The 11,854-nt window shown below is 65.1% G+C and carries 11 protein-coding genes; 2 read left to right on the top strand and 9 right to left on the bottom strand.

Translation table 11 applies throughout. The features are described from left to right. The first annotated feature begins 92 nt into the window (after window positions 1-92). Window positions 93-458, top strand: coding sequence for a DUF2784 domain-containing protein (locus tag DSOUD_RS16110; RefSeq protein ID WP_053551970.1), 366 nt, complete (start codon window positions 93-95; stop codon window positions 456-458). Window positions 459-490: 32 nt separating this feature from the next. Here the strand turns inward: DSOUD_RS16110 and DSOUD_RS16105 are convergent, their stop codons facing one another. Continuing rightward, window positions 491-1,252 carry an endonuclease gene (locus DSOUD_RS16105; RefSeq protein ID WP_198300327.1) on the bottom strand — a complete coding sequence of 254 codons (762 nt, stop codon included), beginning with the start codon at window positions 1,250-1,252 and terminating at the stop codon, window positions 491-493. A gap of 262 nt (window positions 1,253-1,514) precedes the next feature. Between DSOUD_RS16105 and DSOUD_RS16100 the strand changes: the two genes are divergently transcribed. Beyond that, a complete protein-coding gene (locus tag DSOUD_RS16100; RefSeq protein WP_053551969.1) occupies window positions 1,515-1,715 on the top strand; it encodes a hypothetical protein in 201 nt (66 codons plus the stop codon). 85 nt (window positions 1,716-1,800) lie between these two features. On the opposite strand, the gene nrfD is transcribed toward DSOUD_RS16100, so the two are convergent. The 8 genes from nrfD to DSOUD_RS16060 form a co-directional block, all read right to left on the bottom strand. Next, window positions 1,801-2,985, bottom strand: a complete 1,185-nt coding sequence (gene nrfD / locus DSOUD_RS16095) for an NrfD/PsrC family molybdoenzyme membrane anchor subunit (protein WP_053551968.1) — start codon at window positions 2,983-2,985, stop codon at window positions 1,801-1,803. Next, window positions 2,975-3,901 carry a hydrogenase 2 operon protein HybA gene (hybA, locus tag DSOUD_RS16090; protein ID WP_053551967.1) on the bottom strand — a complete coding sequence of 309 codons (927 nt, stop codon included), beginning with the start codon at window positions 3,899-3,901 and terminating at the stop codon, window positions 2,975-2,977. The genes nrfD and hybA overlap by 11 nt, the downstream gene beginning before the upstream one ends. A gap of 3 nt (window positions 3,902-3,904) precedes the next feature. Then, window positions 3,905-5,008, bottom strand: coding sequence for a hydrogenase small subunit (locus DSOUD_RS16085; protein ID WP_053551966.1), 1,104 nt, complete (start codon window positions 5,006-5,008; stop codon window positions 3,905-3,907). Window positions 5,009-5,029: 21 nt separating this feature from the next. Next, the gene (locus DSOUD_RS16080; RefSeq protein WP_053551965.1) at window positions 5,030-5,590 is read right to left on the bottom strand and encodes a hydrogenase maturation protease; all 561 of its coding nucleotides are present in this window, start codon (window positions 5,588-5,590) and stop codon (window positions 5,030-5,032) included. After that, window positions 5,590-7,155: a nickel-dependent hydrogenase large subunit gene (locus DSOUD_RS16075; RefSeq protein ID WP_053551964.1), complete on the bottom strand. Its 1,566-nt coding sequence runs from the start codon at window positions 7,153-7,155 to the stop codon at window positions 5,590-5,592. Before DSOUD_RS16075 ends, DSOUD_RS16080 begins: the two co-directional genes overlap by 1 nt. A gap of 256 nt (window positions 7,156-7,411) precedes the next feature. Continuing rightward, window positions 7,412-8,773, bottom strand: a complete 1,362-nt coding sequence (locus DSOUD_RS16070) for a sigma-54-dependent transcriptional regulator (protein ID WP_053551963.1) — start codon at window positions 8,771-8,773, stop codon at window positions 7,412-7,414. 104 nt (window positions 8,774-8,877) lie between these two features. Next, window positions 8,878-11,274, bottom strand: coding sequence for a sensor histidine kinase, YfiR-like protein-associated (locus DSOUD_RS16065; RefSeq protein ID WP_053551962.1), 2,397 nt, complete (start codon window positions 11,272-11,274; stop codon window positions 8,878-8,880). Next, on the bottom strand, window positions 11,271-11,834 hold the full coding sequence (locus DSOUD_RS16060) for a TOL_0243 family YfiR-like periplasmic protein (protein WP_053551961.1): 564 nt from the start codon (window positions 11,832-11,834) through the stop codon (window positions 11,271-11,273). Before DSOUD_RS16060 ends, DSOUD_RS16065 begins: the two co-directional genes overlap by 4 nt. Between the last annotated feature and the right edge of the window lie 20 nt (window positions 11,835-11,854).

The raw sequence follows: 11,854 nt of genomic DNA, 5'->3' as shown, positions 1-11,854 counted from the left end.
TCCGGTCCGATGACAAGGGGGAAGGCTCTGCATTTGACCCCAGCGTCCCGGCGCCGGAGCCAAGACGACCGGCAAGTTTCCAAGGAGGATCGATGTTCTTCCGGTTCCTCGCCGACCTCATCGTCGTCATTCACCTCCTCTTTATCCTGCTGGTGGTCTTCGGCGGCCTGCTGGTGTGGTGGCGGCGATACCTGATCTGGCTCCATCTGCCGGCGGTGATCTGGGGGGTGGGGATCGAGCTGCTCGGCGGGGTCTGCCCCCTGACGCCCCTCGAGGTGCGCCTGCGGGAAGGGGCGGCGCAGCAGGGGTACCAAGGGGGGTTCATCGAACACTACCTGATTCCGATCATCTATCCCCTGGAGATGACGCGCAGCGTGCAGATCGGCCTCGGCCTCGCCGTTCTGGTCGTCAACCTGGCGATTTATGCCTGGATCTGGCGCCGTCGACGCTCCGGCTGAGGAGGGTCAGGCTCGCCTCCGGAAGGCCCATCTCACAATCCCGCCTCCTGACAAGCGCCCCCCACGAAGGGGTTCCCGTTCCCCTGCAGTACCGCCACTTTTTGGCTGCGCTCGCACTCCCAGGCGTCGACGGGGTCGCCCTTGTTCCAGGCTTCGAACATCTTCCTGCATTTGTTGCCGATTATGCCGCGGCCGGGATAGGCCGCCTCCATGTAGAAGTAGGTGCGGGCGATGTCCCCCCGGACCTCCGGCGGCGGCTCGGCCTTTTTGCTTTCGATTTCCATGTCGCAGGAACCGAACCTGCGCTTCTCGCCGGGGATCATGGCGAAGGAATAGTTGGAGCGAAGGCCGTTGACCTCCCCGATGGCCGGGACAAGGTTGTGCATGTCGGCCTGCATGTAACGGTAGGTCAGATTCATCTTTTCGGCGCAGTTGCGCCCCTTGAAGCTCTTCCCTTTGCGGTCGACACAGGCCGGGTCCCCCTGGCGCCATTCGGTAAAGGACTGGCCGAAGGCCTGGGCGGGGACGATGTGCTCCCATTCCAGGCGCCGGGCCCGCTTCCCTTCTTTCTTCGCTCGATAGCCGCTGCTGTGAGTCACCCTGCCCTTGCTGTCGAAGCCGGAGTCGCAATAGAAGGTCCGGAGATGATCGGCGTAGACGTCCCTCAGAAGGGTTTTTTTGGCCTTGTTGAAGGAGGAGTTGCTGGTGTTGCCGGGTGTGGAGGCGGAAAAAGACGGGGTCGCCAGGAGGAGCGCAAGGACGAGGAAGGCAAGGGAGGTCCGATGGGCGATCAAGGTCTCTTCGTTTCTCCCGGCGCGGAAAAGCGGGGTTGGGGTAAGCATTACAACATGTTAATTTTATTGAATAAATGACCTCCTTCAACATACTCTCCGGGCCTTCGGCAGTCAATTTTAATCCGAGCGTCGCCGGGGGAACGACCCGGCGGTGCAGTTGTCATGTCCTTTGTTTGTGCTAATTTGTCTTCAGGGGGAGAGGCCGGGTTTGCTCCGGCGACCCATTTTGCCCTCAGGGGGCGCAAAGGAAAGGAGAAGGGAGATGAACAGATGGATTCTGGTTTCGATCGTGATCCTCATGGTCACCGGGTGCGCCGGCAAGGAGCGCCTGGCCCAGGGTGATGAAAAGATCTACTGCCGCACCCATGCGCGGGAGGCGGCGGTCTCCGGGTCCCCCGACGAGGAAGCCCTCTTCCTCAACTGCATGCACCTCAAGGGGGTTCACGAGGTCGAGGTTCGGTAAAAATTACGGCCACCGTGTTGTCAGACAAAAAAAGCCCGCATCGCTGCGGGCTTTTTCTTTTACATCAGTCATCTGTGGCCTTGGATCAGTGCTCCTCCTCGAGAATCGGCAGGTAGTTGACGCCGATCTTGTAGAGGAGGACGCCGAAGGCGATGAAGGCAAAGGTGATCGCCCACTCGCCGACGGAGGGGAAGTAGCTGTATTCGGGCCCCATGTCCATGCCGATGAGAAAGACGTTGAAGCGGTTGAGGACGACGGCGCAGATCACCGACAGCGAGCAGAGGAAGAGGAGGGTCGGATTCTGCCGCGACCGTCGCCGTTTGAGGACGAAGTAGGGGACGGCGAAAAGGGCGAATTCGAGAAGAAAGGCGTTCCCCTGCAGGCTGCCGTCGAAGGCGGTGGCGAGGACCCCGCGGTAGGCGAGGTCGCCGAGGCGCAGGAGGAGATAGGTGCCGAGGAAGAGGGGGATGTACTTGGCGATCCCGGCAAGGAGCTCCGTTTCCGGCTTGCGGCCGAAGAATTTGGCGGCCAGCGTCCCCTCGAAGACGACCATCGGAATGCCGACGGAGACCGCCGAGGTCAAAAAGAGAAGGGGGGAGAGGGGCGTGTACCAGAGCTCGTGGAGCTTGTAGGGGGCGATGAGCATCATCGTCCCGAGGGAGGACTGGTGGCCGAAGGAGAGGACCACGCCGGCGATGACGAAGAAGGCCATGGTCCGCCTGCAGAACCCGTCGGCCTTGCCGAGAAGCCAGTCGGTGGGTCCGTTGAGGCCGGAGAGAAACCCGGGGAGGGCGACCTTGCCGCGGAACTGCTCGATAACGTTGGGGAGGTTTTCGATGGCCAGAACCGTAAGGTAGAGCATGACGCACCAGGCGACTTCGAAGAGGACGGAGGTGCCGTTCCAGTAGACCAGGGCGTGCCAGATGTTGTAGTACTTGCCGAGGTCGAAGAAGACCGCCAGGCCGACGAGGAAATAGCCGATGAAGGCGGTGAGGATCGCCGGGCGGACGAGGGCGTGATATTTGTGGCGGCCGAAGATTTCGACGATGGCGGCGGTGGTGAAGCCGCCGGCGGCTAGCGCCACGCCGCAGGCGACGTCGAAGGCGATCCAGATGCCGAAGGGGTAGGCCGGGTTGAGATTGGTCACGGAGGCGAAGCCGTGGAAGAAGCGGAAGTAGGCGAAGACCACCCCCGAGGCCATGAAGAAGAGAAGGACCGCGACGTTCGGTGTCCAGAATCTGTGCCGCAGCGGCAGCGCTTTAATATTCATCGTCCCCTCCTTCGATGCCGGCGTTGTGCTTGCGCCGCTGGTTGTAGGCCATGATGCCGCCGAGGATGCTGTAGACGGCGATGGGGGGGATAAAATACTGGAAGATGCGGTGCTGGATGCTCTCGGTGAGCCCGGAGACCGGCTTGTAGTCAAAATCCCCCAGACCCAGTCCGGCAAAGGCGACGTACTTCTTCGTCAGATAGAGAACGCCGGTACCGCCGACCTCCTGCTCGCCGTAGATATGGTCGAGATAGATCTCGGGGGCGGCGTCGATGCGGGCGCGGGCTATTTTGATCAGCTCGCTGCGTCTGCCGAAGGTGATGGCCCCGGCGGGACAGACGCCGGCGCAGGCCGTCGGTTTCCCCTTCTCGAGGCGGGTCTCGCTGCACAGGGTGCACTTTCTGATGGAAGGAATCGCCCTGTGCCACTCGAACTGGGGGACGCTGTAGGGGCAGGCGACCATGCAGTAGCGGCACCCCATGCACATCCCTGCGTCGTACTTGACGGCGCCGTTGTCCTCTTTTTTCAGGGCGCCGACGATGCAGGCCGAGGCGCAGGCCGGGTCGACGCAGTGCATGCACTGGGCCTTGACGAAGGTTTTCTCCTGTTCCCCCTCGCCGTGCATCTTGATCAGGGTGTAGGTGTGCTCGGAGAGGGCGCGGGGGGCGTCGTAGAGCTGCTCCCCGAGAGCCTCCTTTTCGCCGAGGGTCGACTCGGCCTCGAGTTTGTTCTCCTTCTTGCAGGCGACCATGCAGGCCTTGCAGCCGATGCAGCGCGTCGAGTCGTTGAGCATCCCGTACCACTGGGGCTCGGGTTGCCGGGCGTTTCTCGCCTCGGCCTTGGCGGCGACGGCGCAGGCGGCACTTCCTCCGGCTGCGGCGCCGATCTTGAGAAATTTTCTGCGGCTGATGTCCATCCCCTACTCCTTTTCGTCCTGAGCCTGCGTCTCTTCGCCGCTCTTCTTGCCGGCGAGGCGCATGCCGACGACGCCGGCGGCAACCCCGGCAAGAGCTGCATAGCCGGGGGTGACGTCGATGGCTGATTTACGGTCGGTGAAGATCGGCGGATAGGCCGCCGGCGGAGTCATGTCCTTAACCGGCACGGGGGTCCACATCGACTGTTCGTAGGGGTATTCGGGCTCGACGCAGCCGTTGCAGGGGTGGCCGTTGTCGATGCACCAGTTGGTGCCGGAGTTGAAGCGCTTCTCCGGACAGTTGGCGTGGGCCACCGGCCCCTTGCAGCCGAGCTTGTAGAGACAGCCGGCATCGCCGAAATTTTCGGCGAAACGCCCCGCGTCGAACTGGCCGCGCAGCGGACAGAAGTCGTGGATCAGTTTGCCGTAGAACATCTCGGGGCGACCGAGAGCATCGACCTTGATCCCTTCCGGGCCGCCGAGGAGGATCGCCGCCACGGTGCCGATGAACCAGTCGGGGTGGATAGCGCAGCCCGGGAGGTTGATGGTCGGGGTGGTGACGCCGTGCTCCCGGAAGACCTCCATCACCCCCTTGGAGCCGCTGGGGTTCATGTTGGCGGCCGGAACGCCGCCGAAGGAGGCGCAGCTGCCGACGGCGAGGACCGCCTTGGCCTTGTTGCCGAGGCGCAACACGTGCTCGAGGACGGGGATGCCGTGGCCGTTCTTCTCGCCGACCTCGCAGTGGCGGCCGCCGTCGGCGGTGGTGATCGACCCCTCGACGACGAGGAGGAAGGGCTTCTCCTCCGTATCGTACATCGCCTGCATCGCCAGGTCGCCGGAGGCGGCCATCACCGTCGGATGAAAGGCGAGCTCCGTGTGGTGTCCCGGAATGACCTGGTCGAGGAGGACGTCCTGGATGCGCGGCGAGAGGGCGTTGAGGAGCGAGACGCTGCAACCGCTGCAGGCCCCTCCCGCCAGCCAGATGATGGGGGTCTCCTGGACGGCGCCTGCGAAGGCCTTGCGCAGCAGGGGGTTGTCGAAGAGGTTGACGCCGAGGGCGGCGGCGCCGCCGGCGGAGTATTTTATGAATTTACGTCTTGAGATGGGCATGGGTGCTTTTCTCCTTGTGATTTAAAGAGGTGCGTGGGGGCGACCAGGGGGTCGCCCCTGCGAATAGATTTCCTGCAGCACCAGTTCCACCGCCTTCTCCACCGCCGCGGCCACGACGGGCGAAAGACCGATGCCGAGGGCGGTGTCCTGCGGCTGGACTCCGATCACCACCGTCTCCTTCGGCTTGCAGTTCACCAGCTCGCCGAGGCGCAGCGTCTCGAGGAGGCCGACCTGGTGCAGGGAATTCATGGGGAGGGCCTGGGCCTCCACCTCCTCGGGGCTGAAGCGGTAGAGGGTGCCGGGGGCCGCTCCGCCGCGCACCGCATCGAGGACGATGAGCCTGTCGCGACGGTCGAAGATCTCCATGAGGTCGATGGCGGAGGTCCCGGCGTCGAAGAGCTCCACCGTCTCAGGGAGATCCCGCTCTGCGAGGGCGGCAAGGACCGCCTCGGCGAAGCCGTCGTCGCCGCGGAGGAGATTCCCCACCGCCATGACCAGGATCGGCGCTCTTGCAGGAACGACCCAGGGGTCGCCCTGGGCGAGGGATGCCTCGCCCCTGCGGTCGGTATCTGCGTTCCCCATCACTGGGCCCCGACGACGAAACGGCCGAGGTCCTCACCGGCGGGGGTGACGACATGCACGGCGCAGGAGAGGCAGGGGTCGTAGGAGCGGACGATGCGTACCAGCTCGAAGGGGTTCTTCTCGTCCTTGACTTTTGTCCCGATGAGGGACTGCTCGATGGGTCCGGGCTGCCCCTTGGCGTCCATGGGACCGGCGTTCCAGGTGGTGGGGACGACGGCCTGATAGTTCTTGACCTTCCCCCCTTCGGCGACGACCCAGTGGCCGAGGGCCCCGCGGGGCGCCTCGTGGAGCCCCATCCCCCGGGAGGTGACGTCGAGGCCGAAGGGGGTGAAGGTCGGCTCGCCGGGCTTGAGCTGCAGGACCCACTCCTTGAGGCGCTCGGCCACCAGTTTGGTCTCGATGGCCCGGGCGGCGTGGCGGCCGAGGACGGAGAAGAGGGCTTCGGGGCCGGCGTGGAACTGGCCGAGGACGCCGTCGACCATCGTTTTGACCTCCCTGTTGCCCGTGACGTAGGCCCCGAGCATGCGCGCCAGGGGTCCGACCTCCATGACTTCGCCGTCGTAGCGCGGCGACTTCACCCAGCTGTAGGCGCCGGCCTTGTCGCGGTCGGGGACGGTCTGGCCGTCGTAGGGGTGGACCGGGCCGTTGGCGGCGAACCAGCTGCTCTCCACCTCTTCGGTGATCTTCCCCGGATCGATGCGCCGCAGCTTGAGCTCGCTCCCCCGGACGATCCCCTGGGGGAGGTAGCGCTGGCGCTTGGTGAGGTCGGGGTCGCTGTCCATGTCGAAGACGCCGAAGGAGAGATACTGCTTGCAACCGGCACCGATCCCGAAGTAGTCGCTGTAGCGCCTGGCGACCATGAGGACGTCGGGGAGGTAGACGGTGTCGATGAAGTCGGTGAGCTGCTCCATCTTCCAGAGGAAGGAGGCGATCTTGTCGAGGGTCGGGGCGGCCGTGGCGCCGCCGGCGACGATGGACATGTTGTGCGGCATCTTGCCGCCGAAGATGGCCACCGCCTCGTGGGCGAGACGGCGCATGTTGAGAGCCTCGACGTAGTGGGCGACCGCCAGGCGGTTCTCTTCCTTGCTGAGGCGGTAATCCCCCTCGTAGCGGGGGACGAAGGGGCCGAGGTGGCCGCGGCCGATGAAATCCCTGACCTTGTTCAGGGTCGGGTCGGAGCCGCTGTAGTCGGCCACCGCGGTGACGTCGACGTAGTCGAGGGCGGCGAGCTGATAGAAGTGCAGGATGTGCGACTGGACGAAGTTGGCGCCCTGGATGAGGTTGCGCAGGATGCGGCCGTTGTCGGTGATGTTCCCCTGGACGCCGTAGAGCTCGTCGAGGGCGAAGGCCGCCGCCAGGCCGTGGGAGGTGGGGCAGACGCCGCAGACGCGCTGCATGATGCGGGCGGCGTCCCGGGGATCCCGGCCGAGGAGGATATTCTCCAGGCCGCGGTACATCATGCCGGAGCTGCGGGCCTCCTTGACAACGCCGTTTTCCACCGTCGCCTCGATCTTCAGGTGCCCTTCGATGCGGGACACCGGATCAATTACAATCTTTCCTGCCATCACTCTCTCCTCATCGGGTATTGGGAAGGGCCCGGAGGGCGCCGGCGGGCGGCGCCCTCGGACAAAAGTCAGCCTAACGGAGGATTCTCAATGGCAAGGAGCGTGCCGCCCGTCGGAGGCGGAAAGAAAAACGGAGTTATATCGGAGGATTAAGCAGGGAAGCGTATACGGAGAGGGGAGGGTCAGTCGGAGCGGCGTGACGGACAAAATGTCCCATCATGGAGCCTTTTGATACAGGGGGGCGGCGCGCAGCCCCTTATTCATCTTCCTGGCGGCCGATGCCGTACTGGGCGAGCTTGCGGTCGAGGGTCTTGCGGGAGATCTCGAGGATCCGGGCGGTATTGACCTTGTGTTTGTGGCTCTGGAGGTAGACCTGCTCGATGTACCGGCGCTCGATGGCGGCCAGGGACATCGCCTGGGGGGGGAGGGTGAAGGCGACGGCGGGGGTCTCGGTGAGCTTGAGGGGGAGGTGGTCGGGGGTGATCTCGGCGCCGTCGCAGAGGATGGCCGCCATCTCCATGACGTTCTCCAGCTCCCGGACGTTGCCGGGCCAGTCGTAGCTCCGCAGGCGGGCAAGGGCGGCGGAGGTGAGGGCTTTGTCTCCCCGGGGGGCGAAGCGCCCGAGGAAATACTCGGCGAGTGGCTGGATGTCGTCGCGCCTTTCGCGAAGCGGCGGGACATAGAGGGTGATGACGTTGAGACGGTAGAGGAGATCCTCGCGGAAGCGGCCCCCTGCGACCTCGGTTTCGAGGTTCTTGTTGGAGGCGGCCAGGAAGCGGACGTCGGCCTGGCGCACCCGGGTGGCGCCGACGGGGATATATTCCTTTTCCTGCAGCACCCGCAACAGCTTGGCCTGCAGGGCCGGACTGATGTCGCCGATCTCGTCGAGAAAGAGCGTTCCCCTCTCGGCCTCCTCGACCAAGCCGCGCTGGTTGGCGACGGCGCCGGTGAAGGCCCCCTTGAGGTGACCGAAGAGCTGGCTCTCGAGGAGGGTGTCGGTGAGGGCGGCGCAGTTGATGGTGAGAAAGCGCTCGTTTCGGCGCCGGCTGCTGTAGTGGATGGTCGAGGCGATGAGCTCCTTGCCGGTGCCGCTCTCCCCCTGGATGAGGACGCTGGCGTCGCTGGGGGCGACCCGCCGGGCGAGATCGAAGACCTTGCGGAAGGGAGCGCTCTTGAAGATCACCTGGTCCGGGTCGAAGCGGCGCCGGATCTCGGCCTTGAGGGAACGGTTCTCCTCCACCAGGCGGCGGCGGTCGACCTCCTTCTCGACGACGGCGAGGAGCTCCTCGGCGACAAAGGGCTTGATCAGGTAGTCGCAGGCGCCCTGCCTGATGGCGGCGACGGCGCCGCGGACCGTGGCGCAGGCGCTCATGACGATCACCGGCGTCTCGGCACAGGTGCTGCGGAGCCGGCGCAGGATCTCGAGGTTGTCGCCGGAGCCGCCGGCGTCGAGGAGAATCAGGTCGGGACGAGCCTCCCGGGCCTCTTCGAGGGACTTGAGAAGCTGGGGACCTCCTGGTTGAATCTCGACGGCGTATCCGCTCGATTCGAGGGTGCGGGAGAGAAAATCGCGCACCTCCTCCTGGCTTTCGCAGATGAGGATCTTGTCCTGGTGCATGACGGGCGGCCTGGAAAAAAAGGGAGAGGTGCTCCAGCGCGGCCCGGTCGGCCGCGGCGGATTTTAATCACCATAGCAAAGAGATCCCCCGCGGGGCAAATGAATTAGCCTTCGGCGGAAACGGAAGGGGAGGCCGGCACCTCAGGCGGGGCGAGCCAGCGGCGGAGGATCTCCCGCATCTGTTCCTGCTTGAAAGGCTTGCAGAGGAAGTCGTTCATGCCGACCTCGCGGCAGCGGGCCTCGTCATGGCGCTGGGCGTTGGCGGTGAGGGCGACGATGGGGGTCTCGCACCCCTGGCGGCGCAGCCGTAAGGTGGCCTCGTAGCCGTCGGTGCCGGGCATCTGGCAGTCCATGAGAATCAGGCGATAGGGGGTGGCGCTCGCCATGGCCACCGCCTCGCTGCCGTCGACGGCGACATCGACGTCGCAGCCGAGGTTTTCGAGGATGATCCGTACCAGGCGCTGGGTCGAGGGGTTGTCCTCGGCAAGGAGAATGCGCCCCTGGAATTGAAACATTTTGGCCGGCAGCGGCGCGGCGGCGTCGTTTTCGCGAGTCGGCAGGAGGGCCTGACGCAACGCCTCGAAGCGCAGGGGCCTGACGAGATAGCCGTCGATGCCGGCCTCCTGCCAGGGAGCGATCGTCTCGGGACCGCTGCGCGGTCCGAGGAGGATCAGCTGCACCCCTGCGGCGCCGGGGTCGCGGCGGACGGCGCGCGCCAGGGAGAGGGGGATGGGGGTGCCGGGGGGGACGCAGATCAGGGCGTGGGTGAACGGGCTCGTCCCTCCCCGGGGGGCAAGGAGGGGAAGAGCCTCTTCGGCGTTTTCCGCAAAGGTCGCCGTGCTGCCGAGGGCGACCAGATAGGAGTCCAGGGCGGCACGGGTGGCCGGGGGCGCGGCGACCACCAGAACGGTTGCCGGCGGCGAGGAAGGGGGGACCGGGAGGCTTTCGGAGATTTCGAGGGGGAGCTTGACGGTGAAGACCGTCCCCTTCCCCGGTTTGCTGGTCACCGCCACCGTCCCCCCCATCAGGTCGACCAGTTGCTTGACGATGGCCAGGCCGAGGCCGGTGCCGCCGTAGCTGCGGGAGGTGGAGTTGTCCTCCTGGGTGAAGGTGTCGAAGATCGTCTCCTGGGATTCGCTGCGGATGCCGATGCCGGTGTCCCGCACCTCCAGAAGCAGGTGCGGGGTGTCTCCGTCCTTCACCACGGAACTCCGGACTTCGACGGTGCCGACGGTGGTGAATTTGACGGCGTTGCCGACCAGGTTGAGAAGAATCTGCCGCAGCCGGGCCGGGTCGCCGACGACCCGGACGGGGGAACGGGGATCGACCAGGGTGACGAGTTCGAGCCCCTTGCGCTGGGCCCCTTCGGCGAAGAGTTCCACCGTCTCCTCGATCGTCTGCCGCAGATCGAAGGGCTCCTTCTGCAGCTCGAGGCGGTCGGAGGCGATGCTGGCGACATCGAGGAGCTCGTTGAGAATGGCCAGCAGCGCTTCCCCCGAGGAGCGAACCGTGGCGGCCAGGGAGCGCTGGCGCTGGTCGAGGTCGGTCTCGAGAAGGAGGTCGGTCATCCCCAGCACGCCGATCATCGGCGTGCGGATTTCGTGGCTGATGTTGGCCAGGAAACGGGATTTTGCGCGGCTCGCCCCTTCTGCGGCATTTTTGGCCTGTTCGAGGGCGGCGACGGTCTCCTCGAGCCGGGAGTTGGCCACGGAGAGTTCGGCGGTGCGGCGGAAGATCTTGTCCTCCAGGTGCCCCTTGTACTGTTCGAGCTGGCGGTCGCGACTGGCAATCTGCTCGAGCATGGCATTGAAGCCGTCGACCAGGGCGCCGATTTCGTCGTCGCCCCCTCTCGGGGCGCGCAGGGCGTAGTTTTTTTCTTCGCTGACCCGGCGCATGACCTGGCCCAGGTCGATGAGAGGTTCGGAAATCACCCGCTGAAGGCGCCGGGAAAGGAGGAAGCCGATCAGAGTGGAAATCAGGAGAACCACCAGGCCGACTCCGGACATGGCCAGGAGATGGAGATAGAAGAGCCGGAGGTTGATCTGCAGATAGACGGTGCCGAGACGCTCGCCGTCGACGACGACGGGGGTCGTCAGACCCAGGGCGTCGAGACCGAAGAAATGCCGCTCCTGGCTGCCGGCGACGGCATCGACGTGTCTGTGGAGCAGGGAGGGGAGGGCGAGGCCTGCGGCGGCCGGATAGCAGGCGAAGGCGGACCCTTCCCCGTCGAGGAGACAGGCGGCGTTGATCATCGCCTCGGATTCGAGAGCCTGAAGGATTTCCTGGGCGGCCCGGGGGTCGTTGAAGGCCAGGGCGGCGCGGCTGTTGGCGCCGACGATCTGGGCCAGGGAGGAGAGTTTGCCGAGCATCGCCACCCGGAATCCGACGGCCTCGGTGACCATGAAGGCGCCGTAAGCCAGAAAGAGGACGCTGCAGCTGGTGAGCATGATGATGCCGGTGAGCTTGGAGCGGATGGGGAGATCTTTGAGTCGGGAAATCACGGCGTCTCTCCTTGTTTATTACCGACCACGATGGTGGCCAGATCGAGAAGCTGGGCGCTGAGCGTCAGGCCGTTCTTGCGCACCGCTCCGAGATTGATTTCAAAACGGATCCTCCCCCCCTCGGGAACGAGAGCGATCATCCCCCCGCGGCCGGCAAACCCCTCCGAATCGCCGACGGTGAGGACGGGGCGCCCCTTGAGCAGCGAGAGGGTCTTTTCGAGGGAGTGACGCTTGCAGGGGGCGATGAAGAGAAGCTGACAGGCGAAAATCTCCTCTATGTCGCCGATCCGCCGCACCTCCACGGGGCGCCCCTTGATCCGACGGCCCGCCAGCAGGGATAGGTCCTCGCCAAAGGGATCGCTGCCGAGAATGCCGAGAACAAAGGGTTTCTCCCCGAGAGGGAGGGCTCCCGGAGGCCAGTCGGTGAACTGGGCGAAATGATGGAGAAAGGCCACCTTGACCTGGCTCTCCTCCCAAGGTCCGGCGCCGGTTGCCGGAACCGGCCAAAGGAGGAGCCCGGCGAGGAGCCCGGTGGCGATATATCGGGAAAAAATAATCATGGAGTCTTGCCGGGATCGTT

Origin of the sequence: Desulfuromonas soudanensis (genome assembly GCF_001278055.1) — a bacterium.
Lineage (GTDB): Bacteria > Desulfobacterota > Desulfuromonadia > Desulfuromonadales > WTL > Deferrimonas > Deferrimonas soudanensis.
The sequence above is the reverse complement of the archived record's forward strand: the minus strand, read 5'-3'. Positions and strand labels throughout refer to the sequence as shown.

Excerpts from the sequence above, each read along its gene's own strand:
- DSOUD_RS16110 (WP_053551970.1), top strand. The coding sequence starts at position 93 with ATGTTCTTCCGGTTCCTCGCCGACCTCATCGTCGTCATTCACCTCCTC.
- DSOUD_RS16100 (WP_053551969.1), top strand. The coding sequence starts at position 1,515 with ATGAACAGATGGATTCTGGTTTCGATCGTGATCCTCATGGTCACCGGG.
- nrfD (WP_053551968.1), bottom strand. The coding sequence starts at position 2,985 with ATGAATATTAAAGCGCTGCCGCTGCGGCACAGATTCTGGACACCGAAC.
- hybA (WP_053551967.1), bottom strand. The coding sequence starts at position 3,901 with ATGGACATCAGCCGCAGAAAATTTCTCAAGATCGGCGCCGCAGCCGGA.
- DSOUD_RS16085 (WP_053551966.1), bottom strand. The coding sequence starts at position 5,008 with ATGCCCATCTCAAGACGTAAATTCATAAAATACTCCGCCGGCGGCGCC.
- DSOUD_RS16080 (WP_053551965.1), bottom strand. The coding sequence starts at position 5,590 with ATGGGGAACGCAGATACCGACCGCAGGGGCGAGGCATCCCTCGCCCAG.
- DSOUD_RS16075 (WP_053551964.1), bottom strand. The coding sequence starts at position 7,155 with ATGGCAGGAAAGATTGTAATTGATCCGGTGTCCCGCATCGAAGGGCAC.
- DSOUD_RS16070 (WP_053551963.1), bottom strand. The coding sequence starts at position 8,773 with ATGCACCAGGACAAGATCCTCATCTGCGAAAGCCAGGAGGAGGTGCGC.
- DSOUD_RS16060 (WP_053551961.1), bottom strand. The coding sequence starts at position 11,834 with ATGATTATTTTTTCCCGATATATCGCCACCGGGCTCCTCGCCGGGCTC.